Source organism: Virgisporangium ochraceum (assembly GCF_016863655.1).
GTDB classification, from domain to species: domain Bacteria; phylum Actinomycetota; class Actinomycetes; order Mycobacteriales; family Micromonosporaceae; genus Virgisporangium; species Virgisporangium ochraceum.
Genome location: NZ_BOPH01000058.1, coordinates 1 through 22,855, shown reverse-complemented (window position 1 = coordinate 22,855; position 22,855 = coordinate 1). Strand labels below are relative to the sequence as shown.

The 22,855-nt window shown below is 72.3% G+C and carries 25 protein-coding genes and 1 pseudogene; 8 read left to right on the top strand and 18 right to left on the bottom strand.

All coding sequences use genetic code 11. The features are described from left to right. Position 1 precedes the first annotated feature (1 nt). Positions 2 to 301 (bottom strand): Asp-tRNA(Asn)/Glu-tRNA(Gln) amidotransferase subunit GatC, encoded by a 300-nt coding sequence (gatC, locus tag Voc01_RS20915; RefSeq protein WP_203929177.1) that lies wholly within the window; start codon positions 299 to 301, stop codon positions 2 to 4. Positions 302 to 339: 38 nt separating this feature from the next. Then, positions 340 to 825 (bottom strand): MarR family winged helix-turn-helix transcriptional regulator, encoded by a 486-nt coding sequence (locus Voc01_RS20910; RefSeq protein WP_203929176.1) that lies wholly within the window; start codon positions 823 to 825, stop codon positions 340 to 342. Between the two features lie 20 nt (positions 826 to 845). Between Voc01_RS20910 and Voc01_RS20905 the strand changes: the two genes are divergently transcribed. Beyond that, on the top strand, positions 846 to 2,099 hold the full coding sequence (locus tag Voc01_RS20905; protein WP_203929175.1) for a glycosyltransferase: 1,254 nt from the start codon (positions 846 to 848) through the stop codon (positions 2,097 to 2,099). Positions 2,100 to 2,158: 59 nt separating this feature from the next. Next, positions 2,159 to 3,535 carry an alpha/beta hydrolase gene (locus Voc01_RS20900; RefSeq protein ID WP_239160358.1) on the top strand — a complete coding sequence of 459 codons (1,377 nt, stop codon included), beginning with the start codon at positions 2,159 to 2,161 and terminating at the stop codon, positions 3,533 to 3,535. Here Voc01_RS20900 and ligA read toward each other — a convergent pair. The 7 genes from ligA to Voc01_RS20865 form a co-directional block, all read right to left on the bottom strand. Further along, a complete protein-coding gene (gene ligA / locus Voc01_RS20895; protein ID WP_203929174.1) occupies positions 3,525 to 5,624 on the bottom strand; it encodes an NAD-dependent DNA ligase LigA in 2,100 nt (699 codons plus the stop codon). The two genes, Voc01_RS20900 and ligA, sit on opposite strands and share 11 nt — an antisense overlap. Before the next feature lie 94 nt (positions 5,625 to 5,718). Further along, on the bottom strand, positions 5,719 to 6,570 hold the full coding sequence (locus Voc01_RS20890; protein ID WP_203929173.1) for a slipin family protein: 852 nt from the start codon (positions 6,568 to 6,570) through the stop codon (positions 5,719 to 5,721). Between the two features lie 144 nt (positions 6,571 to 6,714). Next, positions 6,715 to 7,299, bottom strand: a complete 585-nt coding sequence (locus Voc01_RS20885; protein ID WP_203929172.1) for a TetR/AcrR family transcriptional regulator — start codon at positions 7,297 to 7,299, stop codon at positions 6,715 to 6,717. Next, on the bottom strand, positions 7,292 to 8,098 hold the full coding sequence (locus Voc01_RS20880; RefSeq protein ID WP_203929171.1) for an alpha/beta fold hydrolase: 807 nt from the start codon (positions 8,096 to 8,098) through the stop codon (positions 7,292 to 7,294). Before Voc01_RS20880 ends, Voc01_RS20885 begins: the two co-directional genes overlap by 8 nt. 181 nt (positions 8,099 to 8,279) lie before the next feature. Next, positions 8,280 to 9,269: a uroporphyrinogen decarboxylase/cobalamine-independent methonine synthase family protein gene (locus tag Voc01_RS20875; protein ID WP_203929170.1), complete on the bottom strand. Its 990-nt coding sequence runs from the start codon at positions 9,267 to 9,269 to the stop codon at positions 8,280 to 8,282. Further along, positions 9,266 to 10,357, bottom strand: a complete 1,092-nt coding sequence (gene mnmA, locus Voc01_RS20870; protein WP_203929169.1) for a tRNA 2-thiouridine(34) synthase MnmA — start codon at positions 10,355 to 10,357, stop codon at positions 9,266 to 9,268. Before mnmA ends, Voc01_RS20875 begins: the two co-directional genes overlap by 4 nt. Before the next feature lie 9 nt (positions 10,358 to 10,366). Next, positions 10,367 to 10,543, bottom strand: a complete 177-nt coding sequence (locus Voc01_RS20865) for a hypothetical protein (protein WP_203929168.1) — start codon at positions 10,541 to 10,543, stop codon at positions 10,367 to 10,369. 73 nt (positions 10,544 to 10,616) lie between these two features. Here Voc01_RS20865 and Voc01_RS20860 point away from each other — a divergent pair, with 73 nt between their 5' ends. Genes Voc01_RS20860 through Voc01_RS20850 form a run of 3 tightly spaced genes read left to right on the top strand, consistent with a single transcriptional unit; the run spans position 10,617 to position 13,458 of the window. Further along, positions 10,617 to 11,111 (top strand): SigE family RNA polymerase sigma factor, encoded by a 495-nt coding sequence (locus Voc01_RS20860; RefSeq protein ID WP_203929167.1) that lies wholly within the window; start codon positions 10,617 to 10,619, stop codon positions 11,109 to 11,111. Further along, positions 11,111 to 12,352: a hypothetical protein gene (locus Voc01_RS20855; protein ID WP_203929166.1), complete on the top strand. Its 1,242-nt coding sequence runs from the start codon at positions 11,111 to 11,113 to the stop codon at positions 12,350 to 12,352. The genes Voc01_RS20860 and Voc01_RS20855 overlap by 1 nt, the downstream gene beginning before the upstream one ends. Before the next feature lie 2 nt (positions 12,353 to 12,354). Beyond that, complete coding sequence (locus Voc01_RS20850; protein ID WP_203929165.1) at positions 12,355 to 13,458, top strand: hypothetical protein; 1,104 nt, start codon at positions 12,355 to 12,357, stop codon at positions 13,456 to 13,458. Position 13,459: 1 nt separating this feature from the next. Here Voc01_RS20850 and Voc01_RS20845 read toward each other — a convergent pair whose 3' ends face one another. The 3 genes from Voc01_RS20845 to Voc01_RS20835 are packed head-to-tail and all read right to left on the bottom strand — an operon-like array spanning position 13,460 to position 16,117. Next, a complete protein-coding gene (locus Voc01_RS20845) occupies positions 13,460 to 14,626 on the bottom strand; it encodes a cysteine desulfurase family protein (RefSeq protein ID WP_203929164.1) in 1,167 nt (388 codons plus the stop codon). Between the two features lie 55 nt (positions 14,627 to 14,681). Further along, positions 14,682 to 15,329 (bottom strand): class F sortase, encoded by a 648-nt coding sequence (locus tag Voc01_RS20840; RefSeq protein ID WP_203929163.1) that lies wholly within the window; start codon positions 15,327 to 15,329, stop codon positions 14,682 to 14,684. After that, the gene (locus Voc01_RS20835; protein ID WP_373873842.1) at positions 15,326 to 16,117 is read right to left on the bottom strand and encodes a DUF4397 domain-containing protein; all 792 of its coding nucleotides are present in this window, start codon (positions 16,115 to 16,117) and stop codon (positions 15,326 to 15,328) included. Before Voc01_RS20835 ends, Voc01_RS20840 begins: the two co-directional genes overlap by 4 nt. Before the next feature lie 203 nt (positions 16,118 to 16,320). Between Voc01_RS20835 and Voc01_RS20830 the strand changes: the two genes are divergently transcribed. Further along, positions 16,321 to 16,884, top strand: coding sequence for a sigma-70 family RNA polymerase sigma factor (locus Voc01_RS20830; protein ID WP_203929161.1), 564 nt, complete (start codon positions 16,321 to 16,323; stop codon positions 16,882 to 16,884). Then, complete coding sequence (locus tag Voc01_RS20825; protein WP_203929160.1) at positions 16,871 to 17,680, top strand: anti-sigma factor; 810 nt, start codon at positions 16,871 to 16,873, stop codon at positions 17,678 to 17,680. Before Voc01_RS20830 ends, Voc01_RS20825 begins: the two co-directional genes overlap by 14 nt. A 35-nt stretch (positions 17,681 to 17,715) precedes the next feature. Here the strand turns inward: Voc01_RS20825 and Voc01_RS20820 are convergent, their stop codons facing one another. Together Voc01_RS20820 and Voc01_RS20815 are read right to left on the bottom strand one after the other, a co-directional pair. Beyond that, positions 17,716 to 18,663, bottom strand: a complete 948-nt coding sequence (locus tag Voc01_RS20820; RefSeq protein ID WP_203929159.1) for an electron transfer flavoprotein subunit alpha/FixB family protein — start codon at positions 18,661 to 18,663, stop codon at positions 17,716 to 17,718. A gap of 14 nt (positions 18,664 to 18,677) precedes the next feature. Beyond that, positions 18,678 to 19,457 carry an electron transfer flavoprotein subunit beta/FixA family protein gene (locus Voc01_RS20815; RefSeq protein ID WP_203929158.1) on the bottom strand — a complete coding sequence of 260 codons (780 nt, stop codon included), beginning with the start codon at positions 19,455 to 19,457 and terminating at the stop codon, positions 18,678 to 18,680. A gap of 162 nt (positions 19,458 to 19,619) precedes the next feature. On the opposite strand from Voc01_RS20815, the gene Voc01_RS20810 reads away from it, so the two are divergent. Next, positions 19,620 to 19,985 carry a PLD nuclease N-terminal domain-containing protein gene (locus Voc01_RS20810; protein WP_203929157.1) on the top strand — a complete coding sequence of 122 codons (366 nt, stop codon included), beginning with the start codon at positions 19,620 to 19,622 and terminating at the stop codon, positions 19,983 to 19,985. On the opposite strand, the gene Voc01_RS20805 is transcribed toward Voc01_RS20810, so the two are convergent. The 4 genes and pseudogenes from Voc01_RS20805 to Voc01_RS20790 form a co-directional block, all read right to left on the bottom strand. After that, positions 19,982 to 20,359: a hypothetical protein gene (locus Voc01_RS20805; RefSeq protein ID WP_203929156.1), complete on the bottom strand. Its 378-nt coding sequence runs from the start codon at positions 20,357 to 20,359 to the stop codon at positions 19,982 to 19,984. The genes Voc01_RS20810 and Voc01_RS20805 overlap by 4 nt on opposite strands. After that, complete coding sequence (locus Voc01_RS20800) at positions 20,356 to 20,622, bottom strand: hypothetical protein (RefSeq protein ID WP_203929155.1); 267 nt, start codon at positions 20,620 to 20,622, stop codon at positions 20,356 to 20,358. Before Voc01_RS20800 ends, Voc01_RS20805 begins: the two co-directional genes overlap by 4 nt. A 28-nt stretch (positions 20,623 to 20,650) precedes the next feature. Then, entirely contained in the window at positions 20,651 to 22,264 is a 1,614-nt protein-coding gene (locus Voc01_RS20795) for an acetolactate synthase (protein ID WP_203929154.1), read from the bottom strand. Between the two features lie 11 nt (positions 22,265 to 22,275). Then, positions 22,276 to 22,855: pseudogene (locus tag Voc01_RS20790) on the bottom strand (hypothetical protein); the annotation flags it as partial.

Below are 22,855 nucleotides of genomic sequence, written 5' to 3'. Positions count from 1 at the left end.
GCTAGGCCTCCTCGTCCAGGATCCGCGGGACCCGGAAGCGCTGCTCGGCCTGGTCGGGCGCGCCGGACAGCGCCTCCTCCAGCGTGAGGCCCGGTACCACGACGTCGTCGCGGAACACGTTCGTGAGCGGCACCGAGTGCGAGGTCGGCGGGATGTCGTCGGCCGCCACCTCACCCACCCGGGCGACCGACTGCAGGATCACGTCGAGCTGGCCGGCGAACATGTCGAGTTCGTCGGGCGTGACGGCCAGACGCGACAGGCGCGCCAGATGCGCCACCTCGTCGCGGGAGATCGCGGCCATGACGGCTCCTTCTCAACGGTCACTGATTCCGGACGAGTCTATTTGCCGGCCCGGACGCCCTGTTCCCCACCCCGACCCAGGTGGTCGAGCACCGTGGAGACCAGCGCCACCAGGGTGTCGACCTCGGCCGGCGCCAAGGCGCCGAACCAGGACGCGACCGCCGCCTCGTCGTCGGCGTCACGCCCGCGCCAGTATCGGGCGTTGGCCGCGGTGGCGACCAGTCGTTTCCGGCGCCGGTCGGCCGGGTCGGGCTCGACCGCGAGAAGTCCTTTACGTTCCAGCGCGGTCACCAGTTGAGCGGCGTTCTGGTGGGTGGTTCCGAGGGCGGCCGCCGCGGCGCCCAGCGTGGGCGAGCCCAGTGCGATCACCGCCGTCAGCAGCGCGGCCTGCTGGGTGGTGAGTCCGTCGGGGCGCAGGCGTTCGTCCATGAGGTAACGCAGCCGCTGGGCGAGCAGGAGCACCGCACGGAACGCCCGCACCGGCGGGGTGAGCGGGGAGTCGAGGCCGTAGACGTCGGAAGACATAGGCAATATATTACCTAACTATGATCGCCCTGCTGGCACAGTGCGCCTACCTCTCCGAGACGTCCCGGATGATCGAGCTGCACAGGGCCCTGACCGCCCGCGGCGCCGACGTCCGCGTGGCCACGCACGGCGGCGTCCACCGGAACCTGCTCGACGCCGCCGGCATCCCGTACGAGGTGGTCGGACCGCCGATGAGCGACGAACGCGGCGCGCGCTTCGTCGCCGACGCGCCGGGGCTCGGCAACGTGCGGCAGAGCATGTACACCGACGCCGAACTCCGCGACTACGTGCTGGCCGAGGCGAAGTGGCTGCGCGGGGTCGGCGCGCGGGTCGCGGTCACCGGGTTTCTGCTCACCGCGCAGCTGTCGACGCGCGTGGCCGGTGTTCCGCTGGTGACCACGCACACCGGCAGCTGGGTGCCGCCGGTGTGGGAACGCGGGCTGCTGCCGGCCGACGCGCCGTGGCCGGCGCTGCGGCTGCTGCCGGAACCGTTGCGGCGCCGGCTGGTCAACGCGGCGCCGGCGCGGGTGCGGTACTACACGGCCGGGTTCAACCGGGTTGCCGCGGAGCTCGGCGTGGAGCCGGTGCCCAGCCTCGCGGCGCTGGTGCTCGGCGATCTCGCGCTCGTCACCGAGGTGCCGGAGGTGCTCGGCATCCCCGCGGAGGAGCTGGAGGCGTGGCGGCCGGCCGGCCGGCGCGCGTACCGGCCGGGCACCCGGCTCGCCTACAGCGGCCCGCTCTACGCCCGGCTCGACGTGCCGATCCCGCCCCACGTCGAGGAGTTCCTCGACGCACCCGGTCCGATCGTGTACGTGGCGCTCACGTCGTCGTCGGCCGGGCTGGTCCGCAGCGTCGCGGCCGCGGCGGCAGCGGCGTCCGCGCGGGTGCTGGTCGCCGGCACGGTCCATGCCGTCGGCGACCTCCATAGTGGACGGACGTGCGTGGCCGGCGTGCTACCCAGCCACCTGGTGATGCCCCGGGTGGACCTCGCGGTCACCACCGCCGGCCAGGGCAGCGTGCAGACCGCGATGGCCTGCGGCACACCGCTGCTCGCGGTTCCGCTGCAGCCGGAACAGACGCTCAACGCGGTCCTCGTGGAGAAGCTCGGTGCGGCCCGGCGCCTGGCACCGGCCGCGACCGCGACGGCGGCCGGCCTCGTGCGGCGGATGCTCGACGACGACCGGTACCGCCGTGCCGCGCAGCGCGTCAAGGGCTGGTACGACGCGGTCGACGGAGCCGATCTTGCCGCCCAGCGGATCCTGGCTATCCCCTGAAAAAGATCCGGGTCGATCCCGGAGTCTCCCGGCGATGGTTCGCGACGAACATCGGTCCGGTGAGACTGATACCCGTCGCGATCCTCGTGATCGCCATGCTGGGTGCGTCCGCCGCCGCTTCGGCCGGACCACCGCCACCCACCATCGACTGGGCCCCGTGCGCGGAGGACGCGACCGCGGAATGCGGCACGCTGTCCGTACCGGTCGACTGGTCGAAGCCCGGTGGGCCACGCCTCGACCTCGCCGTCGCGCGCCGCGTCACGACCGACCCGGCCCGGGTCGGCTCCCTCGTGTTCGCGCCGGGCGGGCCCGGCGACCCGGGACGCCAGCGGATCCTCACCGGGATGAGCCGGTTCAGCGACGAGCTGCGCCGCCGCTTCGACATCGTCAGCTTCGACCCGCGCGGGGTGGGCCGGAGCGCACCGGCGACGTGCTCCGTGACCGACCGCCCGGCGCCGCTCCTCACCAGCCAGGCCGACTTCGACACGACGGTCGCGTTGAACGTCGAGCTGTACCGGAACTGCGAGAACGTCGACCACCGCGACTCGGTGTCGGCCGCCCATGACCTCGACGCGCTGCGCGCCGCCCTCGGCGAGCGGAAGCTGACCCTGCACGCCAGCTCGTACGGCACGCTGCTCGGCGAGATGTACGCGGAGCGGTACCCGCACCGGGTGCGCGCGATCGTGCTGGAGAGCGCGATGGACCACAGCGTCGACACCCGCGGCTTCCTGGAGCCGCAGGCGCGGGCGGTGCAGGACTCGTTCGACGAGTTCGCCAGGTGGTGCGAGGCGACCTCCGACTGCGCCCTGTACGGCCAGGACGTCCGTACCGTCTGGCACGACGTCCTGGGCAGAGCGACCCGCGGGGAGCTCGGCACGGTGACCCCGTGGGACGTGCGGGTGACCGCGTTCCGCGCGTTCTACCAACCGAACTGGCGCGGCCTCGCCGCCAACCTCCGGAGCGCGCACACCGGTGGCGGGTTCACCGCCGCGCAGCTGCCGCCCGTGGCGTTCCCGGTGTTCTGCGGCGACTGGGCCCTACCGGTACGCGACTACGCCGAGTACGCCGCGCTGATGCGCCGCCTGGCCGACCTCTCCCCCGACACCGGCTACCCGCCGGCCGTCTTCGCCGTGACCCTGTGCCTCGGCTGGCCGGAGCCGCCCGCCAACCCGCAGCACCGGCTGCGCGTCCGCGGGCTGTCGACGCCCATGATGCTGCTCAGGTCGGCCCACGACCCCGGCACCGGCGACACGTGGGCCGCGAACGTCGCCCGGCAGGCCGGCCCCCGCAACGCCGTGACCGTGACGTACGAGGGATGGGGCCACGGCGCCTACAACCCACGCACCAACCCGTGCGCGACCTCGGTGGTCGACCGCTACCTCGTCGACCTGGCCGTGCCCGCCCCGGGCACGACCTGCCCGCCCGTCACTCCGTAGCGGGCTGGGCCACCGCTTTCGCCGCTTCCGGCCCCTCGGCGAGGAGGACCTTCAACCCCTCCTCGTCGAGGACCGGCACCTTCAACGAGACGGCCTTGTCGTACTTGGAACCCGGCGAGTCGCCGACCACCACGAACCCGGTCTTCTTCGACACCGAGCCGCTGACCTTGCCGCCGGCCTCCTCGATCTCCTCGGTGGCCCGGTCGCGCGAGTAGGTGGGCAGCGAACCGGTGATGACGACCGTGACCCCTTCGAGCAGCCGGGGACCGGTGTCGACCCGGTCTTCGGCCAGCTTGACCCCGGCGGCCTTCCACTTCGCGACGATGTCGCGGTGCCAGCCGACCGCGAACCACTCCTTCAGCGACTTCGCGATCGTGGGGCCGACCGCGTCGGCGTTCGCCAGTTCCTCCTCGGACGCCTGGTCGATCGCGTCGAGCGAGCCGAACCGCTGCGCCAGCGTGCGCCCGGCCTTCGGCCCCACGTGCCGGATCGACAACGCGACGATGAATCTCCACAGTGGACGCTCTTTGGCCTCGGCGAGGCTGGCGAGGAACTTGGCGGCGTTGCTGCCGAGCGACCCGTCCTTGTTCACGAAGAACGGCGACGCCGCGATCTTCTCGGCGTCGAGGCCGAACAGGTCACCCTCGTCGAAGACGACCTTGTCGTCGAGGAGGGCCTGCGCGGCCTTGTAGCCGAGGATCTCGATGTCGAGCACGTTGCGGCTGCCGATGAAGCTCAACCGTTCGACCCGCTGCCCCGGGCAGTTCTGGTGGTTCGGGCAGCGCAGGTCGATGTCGCTCTCCTTCTCCGGAGCGATCGGCGTGCCGCACGACGGGCAGTTCGGCGGCATCACGAACGGCCGCTCCTCGCCGGTGCGCTTGTCGACCACCGGGCTCACGATCTCGGGGATCACGTCGCCCGCCTTGCGCACCACCACGGTGTCGCCGATCAGCACACCCTTGCGGGCGACCTCCTGCGGGTTGTGCAGCGTGGCGAACGTGACCGTGGACCCGGCCACCCGCACCGGTTCCAGCACCGCGTACGGCGTGACCCGCCCGGTACGACCGACGTTGACCTCGATGCCGACCAGCTTGGTGGTGACCTCCTCCGGCGGGTACTTGAACGCGATCGCCCACCGCGGCGCCCGGCTGGTCGACCCGAGCCGGCGCTGGATCGACACCTCGTCGACCTTCACCACCACCCCGTCGATCTCGTGCTCGATGGAGTGCCGGCGCTTGGCGTAACCGGCGATGTACTCGCGTACGCCGTCGAGCCCGTCGACCACCGTCCAGCGCTCGGACGTGGGCAGCCCCCACGCCTTCATCGCCTCGTACGCCTCCGACTGGCGCTTCGGCTCGAACCCCTCCCGCGCGCCGATGCCGTGCACCAGCAGGCGCAGCTTGCGGCTCGCCGTGATGCGCGCGTCCTTCTGCCGCAGGCTGCCGGCGGCGGCGTTGCGCGGGTTGGCGAACGGCGCCTTCTCCTGCGCCACCAGCGACTCGTTGAGCTCGGTGAACGCCTCGACCGGGAAGTAGATCTCGCCGCGCACCTCGAGCAGCGCCGGCACGTCGTCGCCCTTCAGTCGCTCGGGCACGTCGGAGATCGTGCGCACGTTGGGCGTGACGTCCTCACCCGTGCGCCCGTCGCCACGCGTGGCGGCCTTCACCAGCCGCCCGTTCTCGTACGTGAGGTTGATGGCGAGACCGTCGATCTTCAGCTCGCACAGGTACTTCGGCCTGCTGCCCGCGTCTCGCTCGACCCGCTCGGCCCAGGTGACGAGTTCGTCGTCGGTGAACGCGTTGTCGAGGCTCATCATGCGCTCGGCGTGCGACACCGGCGTGAACAGCGCCGAGTAGGCGTAGCCGACCCGCTGGGTGGGCGAGTCGGGCGTGCGCAGCGCCGGGTATTCGTCTTCGATGCCCTGCAGTTCGCGGATCAACAGGTCGTACTCGCCGTCGCTGACGACCGGCGCGTCGAGCACGTGGTAGCGGTACTGGTGTTCGTCGATCTCCTGGGCGAGCACGGCGGCCCGCTCGCGCACCTCGGGCGACGGGTCTTTACCAGCCACCGCTTCCGGTTCTTCGCTCACGCCCAGCCTCCACAACGCCGTCGACTAGGCAAAACTCTATCGGTTGGGTACGACAGAAACGGCGCGGGCACACGGTGTGCACCCACGCCGTAACTCACTCGGTCGACAGCCGGTCGCTGTGCTTGTCGAAACCGATGTACAGCCGCGCTCCCGCGTTGGCGCCCAGCGACTTCATCGCCTCGAGCTCACGCACCCGCAGCAGCGCCGGGTGCTCGGCGTAGGCGTTCGCCGCCGCCGCGAGCCGGGTGAGCGCGTCGACCTCGGCGTCGGCCCGGATCCGCGCCGCCTCGGCGTCGGCCTCCGCCGCGATCCGCGTGGCCTCCCGCCGCGCCTCCGCGTCGACCCGTGCCGCATCGGCCCGCGACGCCGACTCGAGGCTCTCCCGCTCGGCCTTCGTACGCGCCTCGACGAGCTGCGCCTCGGCCAGCCGCTGCGCGGCCAGCACGCGGTTCATGATGTCCTGCAGGTTGCCCGGGAACACGATGTCCTTGACGTCGGCCCGCCCGATCTCCACGCCGTAGCCGGTCGCGATCGACTCGACGTCACGCAGGATGTCTTCGCTGAGCTGGTTGCGGTTGGTGAGGATCGCCTCGAGCGTCATCGACGCGAGCGACCGCCGCGCGGCCAGCTGCACGTCGCTGTAGAGCCGGTCCTCGTACCCGGCGACCCGCTCGACCGCCGCGGCCGGGTCGACCACCCGGTACTGGGTGATGATGCTGACCCGCAGCGCGACCTTGTCGGCCGTGAGGATCTCCTGGCCCTTGATGAGCAGCTCGCGCTCGCGCATGTCGACCAGCACGATCTCGACCTTCGGCTGCCGGCTCTTCCACATGGACTTCCGCGGAAGCTCGTAGCGGCCCGGTTCCAGGACCCCGTCGAGCCGGCCGTCGACGTAGCGCAGCCCACGGTGCGTGCTGCGGACGGTCACTTCGAATGGCGTGGACATGGGTTCACCTCTTTGACGAAAGGGTGGCCCCGTAACGATTCCGATGTGAAGGATCGGTCGCCAGGATGGCAGTGGAGGAGCGCGGTTTGATCGCCAATGCGTCCACTGTTAGGGCGCTTGCTTCTGAAGCCGCCGGGGCCGGATCTAAGATCGCAGCCGACGCGCTTGCGCCGCAACGCGATTTCCCTCGTGCAGCATGTCGACGAGCCGCTCGAAGGACCGGTCGACGTCGCGCGGAAGCCCGAAACCGCCGGCGATCTCCAGGGTCACGAACCCGTGGATCGCGCTGCGCACCGCCCGCGTGGCGTCGATCAGGTCGTCGCCGTCGAACCCGTACCCGCGCAGCACCGCGAACGACACACCCACCGCCTTCTCCCCCGCCGCCACGTGTGCCGGATCGGCCGGGTCGGGCACCCGTTGCGCCGCCGGATACCGTCCCGGATGGCGTTTCGCGTAGGCGCGCTGCGCGGCGGCCATGGCGCGCAGGGCGTCGGCGCCCGCCAACCCCGCCGCGGCCGCCACCAGCTCCTCGGCCAGCTCGGCGATCGCGAGCGCGGACACCTTCTGCAGCAACGCGTCGAGCCCTTCGACGTGCTTGTACAGGCTCGGCAGCGCGACGCCGAAGCGCTTGGCCACCATCGCCAGCGTGAGCCGGTCGAGCCCCACCTCGTCGGCGATCTCGGCCGCTCCGGCCACCACCACCGCCGTGGACAGGCCCGCCCTAGGCACGCGAGGTGACCTTGCCGACGAACGCGACGACCGCCGGGTTGACCGTCTCCGGGTACTCGGCCATCGGGTAGTGGCCGGCGTCGGGGACGCGCAGCAGCTCACCGCCGAGCGCCTCGGCCACCCAGTTGCCCTCGGCCACCGGGTCCTTCCAGTCGGGGTCCTTCTCTCCCATGACCACCAGTGTGGGCACTCCACGAACGCGGTCGACCACCGCGGCCGCCTCGGCGTGTCCGGCAAAGACGGTGCGGATGAACGCCTTCCACGCTCCCGGACGGGCCTGCGCCCGCCCGATCCGGTCGATGTGCGCGGCGAGGTCGGCCGGCGGGCGGCCCGGGTAGAACTTCCTGTAGTACGACCGCCAGAAGGCCGGCCCCCACGGCCTGGCCAGCGCGACCCTGGTCACCGCCTGGAGGAGCTTCGACGGTCCGCCGCGCACGAACGGTCCCAACAGCACGAACGCGGTGACCGCCGCGGGCCGCTCGGCGGCCGCGAGCACGGCGGCGGCCGCGCCCATCGAGCTGCCGAGCACCACGGCCGGGCCACCGAGGTGCTCGACGAGGGCGAGCAGATCACGTGCGGACGCCGGGTCGCCGTATTCGGCGAACGCGGTGTCACTGTCCCCGTGCCCCCGAAGATCCATGACGGCAACCCGGTAGCCGGCCGCCGCGAGGGCCGGCGCGGTGTTCCGGAACACCTGCCGGACATCGCCCATGCCCGGCACACACACCACCAACGGCCCGTCTCCGGTCACCTCGTAGGCCACCCGCTGCCCGTCGACGCTCAAGTAGCTAACACTCATAGCCAAAAAGCTAACTCAGTTAGCCATCGCGCGCAACCCCGGGGATGCCTCGCACGCTCCTCTCGCCGCCGATCTTGCAGTCGTGGCCCCCGATAAGCACGACATAAACGGAAATAAGGGCGGCCACAAGTGCAAGATCGGCGGGCCTGGGGGGCAGGGGCGCGCGTTGCGGCGGCCGGGGTCAGGCGGCGGCGTCGTCCAACAGGCGGCGGCCGGCGTCGCGGCAGGCGGCGAGAAGCGCCCGTGCCGCGGCCTGCCCCGCGCCGGCCAGGCCGCACGACGGGGCGACCGCCACCTGCGTGGCCGCCTGCGCCGCCGGGAAGCCGAGCTTGCGCCACACCTCGCGGACCCGGTCGGCGACCTGCGCGGAGGTCGGTGCCGGCTGCCTCGGGTCGGCCGCGCCGGCCACCAGGGCCACGCCCGCGTCGAGGGTCTCGCCCAGAGCGTCGAGGTCGGGGCCGAGCGCGAGGTCGATCGCGACGGCGGCGGCGCCCGCCTCCCGTAGAAGGGCCAACGGGACCGAGGGAGCGCAGCAGTGCACGATCACCGGCACACCCGCGGCGGCGACCACGTCGGCCAGTGCCGCACGGGCGGTCGACGTGTCGACGGAGCGGTACGTGTGGAGACCGCTGTCGGTGGCGATGCGCCCGGCCAGCACCGCCGGCAGGGACGGCTCGTCGACCTGCAGCAGCAGCCGGGCCCGGGGCAGCCGGGCGGTGACGTCGGCCACGTGACGGCGTACGCCGTCGGCCAGGGACTCGGCGATCTCGCGGGCCGCCCCGTGGTCGCGGAGAGCGCGACCGCCCAGGGGAAGCTCCAGGGCGGCGGCCAGCGTCCACGGCCCGGCCACCTGGAGCTTCAGGGCGCCGTCATACTCGGAGGCCTGCTCGTGCAGCGCGTCGAGGTCGCGTTCCCACAGTTCGCGGGCCCGGCGCAGGTCTCGGCCCGGGCGGGCGGTGAGCTTCCAGCGACCGGCGTAGACCTCGACGGGCAGCTCGGTGAGCAGCGCGGCACCACGGCCGATGATGTCGGCGCCGACGCCGCGGGCCGGAAGCTCCGGCAGGAACGGCAGGTCGGGCAGCTCGCCCAGCACGAGCTTCAACGCCTCGGCCGGGTCGGTGCCCGGCAGCGAGCCGATGCCGGTGGCGGCGCCCGCGGGCCAGAGACTCATGCGGCCGGAGCCGCCGCACTGACCGTCGACGCGATCGTCGCGGAGCCGAGCACGATGTCGCCGTCGGGGTCGGGCCGGTAGGCGACGACCGCCTGCCCGGGCGCGATGCCACGGGCGGGTTCGCGCAGCCGGGCGGTCAACGTGCCGTCGACGACCGTCACCGACGCGTCGGTGGGGGTGCCGTGCGCGCGGAGCTGCACCTGGCAGTCGACCGTCGTCGGTCCGCTCAACCACACCGCGCGCTCGCCGCGGACCTCGACCACGTCGAGCGCCTCGACCGGCCCCACCGTGACCGTGTTGGTCACCGGCGTGATCGACAGCACGTACCGGGGCTTCCCGTCGGGCGCCGGCCGGTTGAGGTGCAGCCCGCGCCGCTGGCCGACGGTGTAGCCGTGTGCGCCGCCGTGCTCGCCCAGTACGGCACCGGAGGCCGCGTCGACGATCGGGCCCGACGCGGTGCCGAGCCGCTCGCCGAGGAAGCGGCGGGTGTCGCCGTCGGCGATGAAGCAGATGTCGTGGCTGTCGGGCTTGTCGGCCACCGCCAGCCCACGGTCGGACGCCTCCGCGCGCACGTCGGCCTTGGTGACGTCGCCGAGCGGGAACATCGCGTGGCCGAGCTGCGACGGCGTGAGCACCGCCAGGACGTACGACTGGTCCTTCGCGAGGTCGACGCTGCGCCGCAGCAGCCCGTCGGCGCCGAGCCGGGCGTGGTGACCGGTGACGACCGCGTCGAACCCGAGCGCCAGCGCCTTGTCGAGCACCGCCGCGAACTTGATCTTCTCGTTGCAGCGCAGGCACGGGTTCGGGGTGCGGCCGGCGGCGTACTCGGAGACGAAGTTGTCGACCACGTCCTCGTGGAACTCGTCGGCCAGGTCCCAGACGTAGAACGGGATGCCGATGACGTCGGCGGCGCGCCGCGCGTCTCGCGAGTCTTCGAGCGTGCAGCAGCCGCGGGCACCGGACCGGTAGGTCTGCGGGTTCCTGGCCAGCGCCAGGTGCACCCCGGTGACGTCGTGTCCGGCGTCGACCGCGCGGGCGGCCGCGACCGCCGAGTCGACGCCGCCGGACATGGCAGCGAGCACCTTCACGTCGAAAGCCTAGCCGGCCGGCCTACGTGTTTTCGTGTGCACCACCAGTACCACGGCCCAGACCGCCATCGGCACCAGCGGCCACGGCCAGATCAGGTCACCCTTCCGGAGCACCTCGACGGCCCAGATCAGCACCATGACCGCCGCGCCGGCGGCCCAGTACTGCCACTTGAGAATCCAGTCCACCGAAAACACGATGCCACATACAACCGGGAAGGCACCGGCGCCCGTCATGAGGGGTCGACGGGAGGAGACGCCCATGGATGACGCGGAGTACGTCGAGTACGTCCGCGGCCGGCTTCCGGCGCTACGCCGGCTGGCCTTCCTGCTGTGCGGGCACGAGCCACGGGCCGACGACCTGGTGCAGCAGACGATCACGACCCTGTACGTGAAATGGCCGAAGGCACAGGCGGCCCGGAACCTCGACGGCTACGTGCGCACCATGCTGGTACGCACCTTCATCGACGAGCGCCGGCTGGCCTGGGCCCGGGTCCGCCTGTTCGGTGCGGTGCCCGAACCCCCGCCGGTGCCGCTGACCGACGACGTCGAGGACCGGGCCGTGCTGCGCGACGCGCTGGCCAGGCTTCCGAAGAAGCAGCGGGCGGTGCTGGTGCTCCGTTTCCTGCAGGACCTCCCGGTCGACGAGGTGGCCGAGATCCTCGGCTGCTCACCCGGAACGGTCAAGAGCCAGACCTCCCACGGGCTGGCGGCGCTCCGCCGGCTCCTGGACAGCCCCCCGAAAGTGAGGCAGTGATGCACCCCACGGACGACGACACGGTCGTGGCGCTGCTGCGTCCCCTCGACACCGACCCCGCGACGCCCTCGACGGTCGACATCGACCGGGCGATGCGCGACGGTCGCCGCCACCGGCGGCGCCGGATGGCCACCCGGTCGGTCGCGGTGATCGCGGCGGCAGGCCTGGCCGTCGCCGGTAGCGCCGTCGCGGTGACCGCGCTGAGCGGCCCGACCGCGGCACCGGCCCCGCCGGCGGGCAGCGCGAGCGCCACGACGGGCCCGGAACCGAGCACGGATCCGACCCGGCCGTCGCCGATCACCGGCCCGGAGCCGACGCCACCGACGCGCTGCGACCGCACCCAGCTTCCGGTGCCGAGCGGCCATTACCAGACGATCGTGGGCGGTGTCGACCCGACCGGGCGGTACGTCGTCGGCCGTTCCTACGCCTCGGGCGGCATCCGACAGCTGGTCATGTGGGACAACGGCACGCTGCGGCGGCTGCCGGTCTCGGGGCGCGACCCGGTGCTCGCCGACGTCAACTCCGCCGGAACCGCGGTCGGCTTCCGCGTCGACGAGTCGGAGCCCACCCCGTTCGCCTACCTGAACGGCCGGGTGGAGCAGCTGGCACCGCTCGGCAAGGCCACAGCGATCAACGAGGCCGGCACGATCGTCGGCTCCACGGGCAACGAGGCGTCGAAGCCGGTGCGCTGGGCGAACGCCGACAGCGAGCCGGAACCCCTGCCGTTGCCGGCCGGCTACTTCAACGGCCAGGCCATCGACATCGACGAGGACGGCACGGTCATCGGCCTGCTGAGCCGCGACAGCGACTTCGTACCGTACGTCTGGTTCCCGGACGGGACCCACCGCGAGCTCATGCGGCCCGGCAACGGCGAGAGGGCGCGGTTCGGCATGGTGCGGGGCATCCGCAACGGCTGGGTCGTCGGCAGCCTGCGGAGCGGGCCGAAGACCGACCGGGAGGCCATGCGGTGGAATGTCAACACCAACGAGTCGGTCGCGCTGCCCACGTTCGCAAACGACGGAGCCCACGCGGTGAACGCGCACGGCTGGGTCGCCGGCCAGCACAGTTCGGGGAAGGCGGTGCTGGTCACGCCCGCCGGGATCGTCGATCTGCCCGGTTTCCCGGGCGTCACCGGGTTCGTGTCGGCCGCCTGGGTCTCCGACGACGGCCGCACCGTCGTGGGCAACGCCATGACCGCGCCCGGCAACTACCAGCGACCGGTGGTCTGGCACTGTACGTAGCTGTGAATCGACGGACGCGAATCATCGTCTGGGGTGCGGCTGCCGCGCTCGTCGTCGCCGGCGGGGCGGTCACCATCGCCAGAACGAGCGACGCCGACGAACCCGGCCCCATCGTCGCGGCGACGGAGTTCACGGGCCCGCCGCCGGCACCGCCGAGGACGTGCGGCATGTCGCTGCTACCGGTGCCGGACCGGCTGGGCGGCACCGTCACCGCCGCCGACCCGACCGGCCGCATCATCGTCGGCCAGTCCTACCTCGACGGCGGCCACAAGCAGATCCTCATGTGGCGCGACGGCAAGGTACGGAAGCTGCCGATCGTCGGCAGCCTCACGGTCCTGACCGACGTCAACAGCCGCGCGACAGCGGTCGGTATGCAGGACAGCCCCGTGGGACCGGCACCGATGGCGTACCACGGCGGCGCCGCCACGATGATGGCGACAGGCGGGGCCGACGGAGGCGAGGCCGCGGGCGTCAACGAGGCCGGCACGATCGCCGGGACGCTGGGACAACACCCGCACTCCGGGGTGCCGGCGCGCTGGGCCGCCCCCGGCAGCGAGCCCGAACGGCTGCCGCTCCCCGACGGCTATCGCACCGGACACGCCACGGACATCGACGAGGACGGAACCATCGTCGGCGACCTCGGCGACCGTGACGAGCCCTACGTGTGGTTCCCCAACGGCGAGCACCGCCCGCTGCCGCTCCCGGATGTCGACGGCGAGGCCGCCACCAGCGGTTCCGTGAGGGCGGTCCGCAACGGTTGGGCGATCGGAGAGGGCGACTACTCGGCAGAGGGTGGGTACCCGTCGTACCGGTCGGTCCGGTGGAACCTGCGCACCGGTGAGGTGATGGTGTTCGACCGGCTCACCCGGCTCGTGGCCGTCAACGCGTACGGGTGGTGGGTCGGCGCGGCGGAGGGCGCGATCCTCCGGACCGCGACAACCGTCACACCCATTGTCGGCCAGAAGGGGAAGACCATCATCATCGAAAACCCGCCGCCTGCCACGCACGCGGCGACGATCTCCGACAACGGCCGCACGATCGCCGGGCAGACCCCCGACGACGAGAGGGCCGGCACGGCCGTTCCCGCGGTCTGGCGGTGCACCTAGGTCAGCGGGCGGCCTTCAGTGCCCCGGCCCGGCGGGCCCGTTCGGTCGCCGCCGGCAGCGCGGCCACCAACGCGTCGACGTCCTCCCGGGTGGACGTGTGGCCGAGCGAGAACCGCAACGACGAGCGCGCCCGGTCGCCCTCCGCGCCCATCGCCAGCAGGACGTGCGACGGCTGCGCCACCCCGGCCGAGCAGGCCGATCCGGTGGAGCACGCGATGCCCTGCGCGTCGAGCAGCAGGAGCAGGGCGTCGCCCTCGCAGCCGGGGAACGAGAAGTGCGCGTTGCCGGGCAGGCGGTCGCCGACCGGGCCGTTGCGGATCGCGTCGGGCACCACCTCGAGCACCCGGCGCACCAGCTCGTCGCGCAGGCCACCGACGCGCACCGCGTACTCCTGCTGGTTCTTCACCGCCGTCTCGACGGCGACCGCGAACGCCACGATGCCGGGCACGTCGAGCGTGCCGGAGCGCACGTCGCGCTCCTGGCCGCCGCCGTGCATCAGCGGGGTGCAGTCGACGTCGCGGCCGAGCAGCAGGGCACCGACGCCCACCGGGCCGCCGAGCTTGTGACCGGTGAGCGTCAACGCCGCCACCCCCGACGCGGCGAAGTGCACCGGCACCTGGCCGACCGCCTGCACCGCGTCGGTGTGCAGCGGCACACCCGCCGCCGTGGCGGCAGCGGCCAGGTCGCCCATCGGCTGCAGCGTGCCGACCTCGTTGTTGGCCCACATCACGCTGGCGACGGCCACATCGTCGCCCATCGCCGACGCGAACGCCTCGGGCGCCACCCGGCCGGTGTCGCCGACGGGCAGCCAGGTGATCTCGGCGCCCTCGTGCTCGGCCAGCCAGTGCACGGTGTCGAGCACCGCGTGGTGCTCCACGGCGCTCGCCACCACGCGGTTGCGGCCCGGCGCGGCCGCGCGCCGCGCCCAGAAGATGCCCTTCACGGCGAGGTTGTCGGCTTCGGTGCCGCCGCCGGTGAAGATCACTTCGGACGGGCGCGCGCCGACCGCGCCGGCGATGCGTTCCCGGGCCTCCTCGACCCGCCGCCGGGCGTCACGGCCGGCCGCGTGCAACGACGACGCATTACCCACGGTGCCGGCCGCCTCCGCGTACGCCGAAACAGCCTCCGGCAGCATCGGGGTGGTGGCGGCGTGATCGAAGTAGACCATCGCCCGTAAGCGTATCCGCCACGACGCCACCACAGCCCTCCGGTCACTTGCTCATTCACGTCGTGGGAGCGGCCGTGATCACCACGTTGTCGCGGTAGTGGCCGGTCTCCCGGTCGAACGGGCCACCGCAGGTGATCAGCGTCAGCCGGGGTGCACCGTCGCGGGCGAAGTACTTGTCCAGCGGGATCGCGGTCTTCCGGTAGATCTCCCGGGCCGACACCGTGAACCGCGCCACCGTGCCGTCCGGCCGCACCACCTCGACCGCGTCGCCGGGGTCGAGGTCGCGGAGCTTGAAGAACGCGCCCGCACCCTGCTTCGCGCCGTCGACGTGACCGGCGATCACCACCGAACCGGCGGTCGCCGTGATCCCCGGCCCGAACCGGTACCAGCCGACCTGGTCGACGCTCGGCGGCACCGCGAAGTCGTTGGTGGCCGGGTCGACCGCCACCGGGTTCACCTTCGCGTCGACGCCGATCGACGGGATGCGTAGCCGGGCGGGTGGCACCTCGGCCGCCGCCGACGGCAGCCCGCCGTCGCTGATCGGAACACCGGACGACGGGGTTTCCGTCGGGACGGGTGGCGAAGCTGAACCAACGGCTGCGCCACCCACCGCGTCACCTTGGGGTTGGGACCGGCACGCGACGGTGCCGGCCCCGACCACAATGACCACTCCCAACGCCGCGGCGATGAGACCGGCTTTCACGCCGCGCGGCGCCGCGCGGCGTAGAGGCCACCGCCGAGCACCAGCACCATGCCGACGGCCAGGGCCGCGTACACGGCCGCGCCGGGACCCTGGTCGGCGAGCCCGCCGGTGCCGCTGGGAACCCCACCCGGCGACGAGTGCAGGCCGGTGATGGTCTGCGCGACGACGTCGAGCGAGTTCTGCTGGGCCGAGCCGATCGCGTACACGATCGTCGCCGTGCCCTCACGCAGGTTCAGCGAGGTCGGGCCGAGCGCCACGGTGGTGGTGCCCGCGAGCACGACGTCGGCCGACACGGTGCCGGCGTTCACGTCGCCCTTGGCCTCGTTGGGGTTGGTGAGGTTGCGGAACACCGGCTGGCCACCGGCCCGCACGTCGACGGCCGGCGCGGCCGCGGTGTGCCGCACGATCAGCCGCGCCTTGCCGGCGGCGACCTTCGACGTGTCGTTGACGAACGGCGTGATCTTCGGCTGACCGTTGGCGTCGAGGTGCGCGACGATCGTGATGTTGGCGCCGTCGGGCACGTTCGCGTCGTCGACCTTCAGGATCGCGCTGGCGATCGGCTGACCGGGCGGGGTGAGCGCGATGTCGTACTGACCCGGCGGCAGGTCGAGCGGACCGGCCACCTGCTTCGGCTGGAAGTTCTGCAGGGTGCGGTTTCCGTTGACGTACACGTCGACGGGCGTACCGGGGATGCCGTGCACCACCGAGACCTTCGCGTTGGCCGCGTGGGCCGGGCCGGCCAGGAACAGGCCCGACGCCACCACCGCCAGGCCGGCGGCGGCGACCATCCGTACGAGACGCATGTGGTCCTCCAGAGTTGGTTGGGCGGATGTTTCGGCCGGTCATTCGCCCGCGGGCCCGCTCTCCGGATGCGCGCTGCGGAATTGCCCACAACCTGCATCCAGGGCGGCCGGTGCGGTCGTAGTACGCGCGATGGGAGGGGGACGATGCCGATACAGTCAGGTGTGGCCCTGCGATGGCACCGCACCGGATGAGCGCCCTCTGGGCCGCCCGTCCCGATCACGCGCTCGCGGAGGCGTTCCGCGGCGGTGATCCGGTCGCGCTGCGCCAGATGTACGACCGCTTCGGCGGCCCGGTCTTCCACCTCGCGCTCCGCACGCTCGGCTCGGGTGCCGACGCCGAAGACGTCACGCAGACCACGTTCGTCGCCGCGTGGCAGGGCCGGGAGACGTTCGACCCCGACCGCGGGAGCCTGCTCGGGTGGCTGCTGGCGATCGCGCGGCGCAAGGTCGTCGACCGGTTGCGGGCCGCCGCCCGCGAGAACCGCATCGAAGACGCGGTGCGCGCGCTGCCCGAGGCGACCGACTCCACCGCCGCACCCGACCGGGTCGTCGACCGCCTGGTGGTCGCCGACGAGCTGGCGCAGCTGCCGGCCGAGCAGCGCCGGGTGCTCGAGCTCGCGTTCTACGACGACCTGACGCACCAGCAGATAGCGGCGGTCACCGCGCTGCCGCTGGGCACCGTGAAGAGTCACATCCGGCGGGGCATGGCCCGGCTGAAGCAGCGATTGGAGGTGGACGGTGGCGCATCTTGACGAGGAGACGTTGGTGCTCGTGGCACTCGGCGAAGGCGGTGGTGTGACACACGCCGACCACCTCGACACGTGCGACACGTGCCGGGCGGAGGTCGCGGCGCTGCGCCGGGTCGCCGAGGTCGGCGCGGAGAGCCAGGAGGTACGCGAGCTGCCGCCACCCCCGAACGACGTGTGGGAGCGGATCGCGGCCGCCACCGCTGCCCCGGCGGCGAACCAGTCCACCGTGGGCGGGCCCGGGGAGCGGACAGGGCCGGTGCAGCACCGGCGCACCGGCGCGCTCACGCGGTCACCCCGCCGGGGCGACCGCACGACGGCTCCGCCGGTGGCGCGCGGACGCGGCCGGGCGCGGCGCTGGGCCCTCACCGCCCTGGCCGCCGTGGTGGCGCTCGCGGTCGGTGTGGCCGGCACGCTCGTGGCGACCCGCGACCGGACGCGGCAGCTCGCCGACCCGTGCGGAACGGTGGTGGCCCGGGCCGACCTGTCGGCGCTGCCGCTGGCACCGCCCGGCGCGGCCGGCGAGGCGCGGGTGCTGTGCGACGGACCCGACCGGCGGCTGCACCTGCACGTCGCGGGCCTGCCGCTGCAGCCGGGCTACTACGAGGTGTGGCTCATCGACCCCGACACGATGGAGATGACCGCGATCGGCCAGCTCGGCGACGGCGGCGACGTGCTGCTGCCGCTGGCGTCGACCACCGACCTGCGCAAGTACCGGCTGGTCGACATCTCGGCGGAGCAGTACGACAACAACCAGGCGCACTCGGGCGAGAGCCTGCTGCGCGGTCAGCTGACGACATAGAAAGGGGCCGGCCTCGCGGCCGGCCCCTTTTCAGGTCACTTGCGTTTGCGGATCTCGTCCATTGCTTGCGGGACCACCTTGAACAGGTCGCCGACCACGCCGAAGTCGGCCAGCTCGAAGATCGGGGCCTCGCCGTCCTTGTTCACGGCGACGATCGTCTTCGAGGTCTGCATCCCGGCCCGGTGCTGGATGGCGCCGGAGATGCCGAGCGCCACGTACAGCTGCGGCGACACGGTCTTGCCGGTCTGGCCCACCTGGAACGTGTGCGGGTAGAAGCCGGAGTCGGTGGCCGCGCGCGAGGCGCCCACGGCCGCACCGAGCAGGTCGGCCATCTCCTCGACCAGCTTGAAGTTCTCCGCGCTGCCGACGCCGCGTCCACCGGACACGACGATCGACGCCTCGGTGAGCTCGGGCCGGGAGCCCTTCTTCTCGGCGACCTTCTCGGTGACCGTCGCCAGCTTGTCGGAGTCGGCCAGCGTGGCCGCCACGGTTTCGGCGGCGGGCGAGACGCTGCTCTCGGCCGGCGTCGGCGTCACCGAGTTCGGCCGCACCGTGACCAGCGGGATGCCCTTGGTGACCTTCGACTTGACGATCACCGACCCGGCGAACACGGTCTGGGTGGCGGTGCCGTCCTCGGCCACGTCGACGGCGTCGACGAGCAGGCCGTTGTCGAGCTTGACGGCCAGCCGCCCGGCGATCTCCTTGCCCTCCTGCGTGGAGGCGATGAGCACCGCGGTGGGCTGCTTCTCCGTGACCAGTTGGGCGAGCACGGTCGCCTTCGGCGCCACGAGGTACTTCTCGACCTCGGGGTCGTCGACCGTGTACACCTTGGCCGCGCCGTACTCGGCGAGCCTGGCGGTGTCGACGCTCCCGAACACCACCGCGCTGGGCTCGCCGAGCTTGCGGGCGATCGTCAGCAGTTCCAGGCTCACCTTCTTGGGTGCGCCACCGGTCGCGTCGACGACAACGAGCACTTCAGCCATCTCTACGACCCCTCTCAGACGAACTTCTCGGACGCCAGGTACTCGACCAGCTTCGCGCCGCCCTCACCGTCGTCGGTGACGGCGTTGCCGCCCTGACGCGGTGGGCGCTTGCCGTGGTCGAGCACGGTGCTCGTGGCGCCGTCGAAGCCGACCTCGCCCGCCTCGATGCCGAGGTCGGCCAGCGACAGGGTGCTGACCGGCTTCTTCTTCGCGGCCATGATGCCCTTGAACGACGGGTACCGCGGCTCGTTGATCGTGTCCCAGACGCTCACGACGGCCGGGGTGCTGGCGGTGACCACCTCGTAGCCCTCGTCGGTCTGGCGCTCGGCGGTGAGGCCGGTGCCCTCGATCGTGAGCTTGCGGGCGCCGGTGACGGCGGCGACCCCCAGCCGCTCGGCGATCATGTGCGCCATCACCTGGGTGCGCGCGTCGGTGGACTCGGCACCGCAGATGACCAGGTCGGCGTTCTGGCCCTCGATCGCCTTGGCGAGCACCTTGCTGGTGGCGACCGCGCAGCTGCCGTGCAGCGCCGGGTCGACCACGTGCACCGCGGCGTCGGGACCCATCGACAGGGCCTTGCGGATGGACTCGGTGGCCTGGTCGGGACCCATGGTCAGAACGACGACCTCGCCACCGTGGGCCTCCTTGATGCGGAGCGCCTCCTCGATGGCGTACTCGTCCATCTCGTTGATCACGTTATTGGCTGACGCCCGCTCGACCGTGTTGTCATCGGTACGCAGGCTCCGCTCCGCTCCGGAATCAGGCACCTGCTTCACAAGTACGACGATCTTCATGCCTGTACGAAGCCCTCCCACCTAATGATCGTTAAGTTCCTCGTGGCGCCAAGGTTACGGGACCCCGGCCTATGTTACCTGCGAGTAGCTTTAGGTCCCTCGGTGACCCCGGTCACCGCCTCGCACTACCCGACCTCGCCACGCTACGTCATCATTGGGCACATGCTTCGCTTGCTGCCGTTGCTGCTGATCCTCGCCTTCACCGTCTACGCGTTGATCGACTGCCTGGCGCGCGACGAGGAGGAGATCCGGGCACTACCCAAGGTGATCTGGGTGCTGATCATCCTGCTGTTCACCCCGCTCGGCCCGATCGCCTGGTTCCTCGCCGGCCGCGCACCCCGGGCCTCCGCACAGACCGCGCCGGGTGGCGCCCCGGACGACGTGGTGGGCGGCTACAGCCTGGGCGCCCCCGGGTCGAGCGCCGGCCGGAGCGGCCGCCCTCTCGCGCCCGACGACGATCCCGAGTTCCTCCGCCGCCTCGACGAACAGCAGCGCAAGCAGCGCCGCGACGAGACCGAGGAGCGTTAGAGCTCCACCACCGGCCAGCCCTCGGGCAGCTCCAGGCGCAGCGCGTCGGCGTCGGGGGTGAGCAGCACGGCGCGCTGGCGCATCGCCTCGACCACGGCGTGGGCACGGTTGAGGTCGCCGACCGAGGCGGCGATTCCGCCGAGGGCCAGCGCGTCGTCGGCGTCGGGGGTGAGCACGTCGACGGCCGGCTGGCCGCACAGCGTGTCGAGCAGGGCCACCTGCTCCTCCGAGGCCCGCCGGTACGCCTCGGCGAGGCTGATCAGCGGCAGGGCCACCACGGTGTCGGTCTCCACGGCGCCGAACAGCAGCTGACCCAGTTCGACGCTGGACCCGTAGCGGAGCATGGCGGCCGCGTCGAGGACGTAACCGATCACTTCCGGCGCCAGCGCGCCAACCGGGCGTCGGCCTGTTCGGCCAGTTCGGGCGTCACCGCGCCGTGGTCGTCGGTGATGCGGCGCAGCCCGGCCTCCTCGTCACCGTCACCGAACGTATAACCCGCTCGGTTGAGGAGGGCCAGGCTGCGCTCCCGTCGGATCTGGTGCCGCACCGCCTCGGCCACGAATCGTGAGACGTTGGGCTCAAGCGCCAGCCGCTCGGCGACGTCGTCCGGCAGGCTTACGGCGATCCGAACTGTCATACTCGACAGGGTAGGCGAGTAATACTTTCTAGGCCAGGTTCGCCGACCTCGGGTACATGTCGGCGGGGTCGGTCAGCACGTTCACCAGGTACGGCACGCCGGAGGCGAACGCCCGGTTCAGCGCCGGCTCCAGGTCGCCGGCCCTCGACACCGTCTCGCCCGCGCCGCCCATGGCCTCGACGACCTTGTCGTAACGCAGGCCGGGCTGCAGGTCGGCGGCCACGTCGTAGCCGTACAGGGCCTGCATGGGGTGCTTCTCCAGGCCCCAGATGCCGTTGTTGCCGACCACGATCACCACGGGCAGGTTCTGGCGTACCAGCGACTCCACGTCCATCAGCGAGAAGCCGGCGGCGCCGTCGCCCATCAGCACACAGATCTGCCGGTCGGGGTAGGTGACCCGGGCGCCCATCGCGTAGCCCATGCCGGTGCCGAGGCAGCCGTACGGACCCGGGTCGAGCCAGGCACCGGGCACGCCCGGCTCCAGGTACTTGCCGGCGTAGGAGACGAAGTCGCCGCCGTCGCCGATGGTGACCGCGTCGGCGTCGAGCACGTTCCGCAGCGCGCCGTAGACGCGGCTGGGCTTGATCGGGTCGGTGTCGGCGCTGAGCGCGTCGACCTCCTTGGCCCGCGCCGCGTCCTCCACCTCGCGCAGCTTGGCGATCCAGTCGTCGTGCTTCGAGGCGGTCTGCGCGAGCGCGGTGAGGATCAGCCGCAGGTCGCCAACGGGCGCGGCGGCGGTCTTCGCGTGGTTGGCTTTTTGCGACTCCGCGTCGACGATGTGGATCACCTGGGCCTCGCCGTAGTCGCCGAACCCGAGGCGGAAGTCGAGCGGCGTACCGACGACGCACACCACGTCGGCGCCGGTCATGGCCGCCTTCCGGGCGCGCGCGAAGGCCAGCGGGTGGCCGGGAGGCAGCGCACCGCGTCCCATGCCGTTGGCGAAGACCGGAACCTGCAGCGCCTCCGCGGCCTCGCGCAGCGCGGCCACGGCGTCGCCCGTGTAGACGTCGCTGCCCGCGATGAGAATGGGGCGTTCCGCGCGTGCGAGCAGCGCCGCCGCCCGCGCGAGCTCGTCGGGGTCGGCCTCCTGCGGGGTGACCGCGTGAGCGGCGCCGATCACGGCCTCCGCCTTGTCGAAGATGACCTCCAGGGGCGCGTCGACGAACACCGGCCCCCGGTGCGGCGCGATCGCGGCGGCGACGGCCCGGTGGATCACCTCGGGCGTCTGCGCGGTCGACATGATGGTCTCGGCGTGCTTGGTGACCGGCCGCACGATCGGCAGGTGGTCGATCTCCTGCAGGCTGCCGGCGCCCCAGCGGAACTGCGGCGCCCGCCCGCCGACCACGACCACCGGCGAGCCGTTGAAGTGTGCGCTGGTGATGCCCGAGATCCCGTTCGTCACACCGGGACCGGCCGTGAGCGCCGCGACGGCCGGCCGCCGCTGCAGCTTCGCCACGGCCTCGGCCGCGAACACGGCCGACTGCTCGTGCCGCACGTCGAGCAGGCGCACGCCGGTGGTGTGCAACGCGTCGTACAGCGGGAACAGATGCCCGCCGGAGAGCGTGAACACCTCGGTGACGCCGTACGCGCGCAGCGCCGCCAACATCAGGTCACCACCGTGACCGCTAACTGTTTCCGCCATAAGCGAGCAGGTTACGGCAGCGGCCAGACCCCGGCCGTGAACCGGTATGCGATGACCCCGCAGACGATCGGCGTGAGGACCAGCAGCATCGTCACGAACACGATCCTGGCCGCCCGTCCGCCGCCGCCGCTCCCCACGGCCCGGGCCGGCTCCGCGTACGCGGGCTCCCGGTACTGCTGCTGCTCGTACTGCTGCGGTTCGCGGTAGCCGCCGCGGCTCACGCCCGGCGGGTACACCGGCGTGGCCGCCTGGCCCGGCCGGTAGCCGGGGTTCGCCACGCGGGGCTCGACCCGGGTGGCCGCCGGTGGCGGCGGTGGCTGCCGCACCGGTTGAACCGGTGGCGGTTGGACCGGCTGGCGGACCGGCGGTGGCTCCATCGTCGGCGGGTACGGTCCGACCCGCTGGGTGGTCTCGGGGTCGAGCTGCGGCGCCATCGGCGAGCCGTACACCGCGCCACCCGAGGTGGGACGCCCGGGAGGTGCCGACACCGGTGCCGGCGCGCCGGACACCGGCGGAGTGCCGTACGACGGCCCGGACACCGGCGGAGTGCCGTACGACGGCCCGGACACCGGCGGAGTGCCGTACGACGGC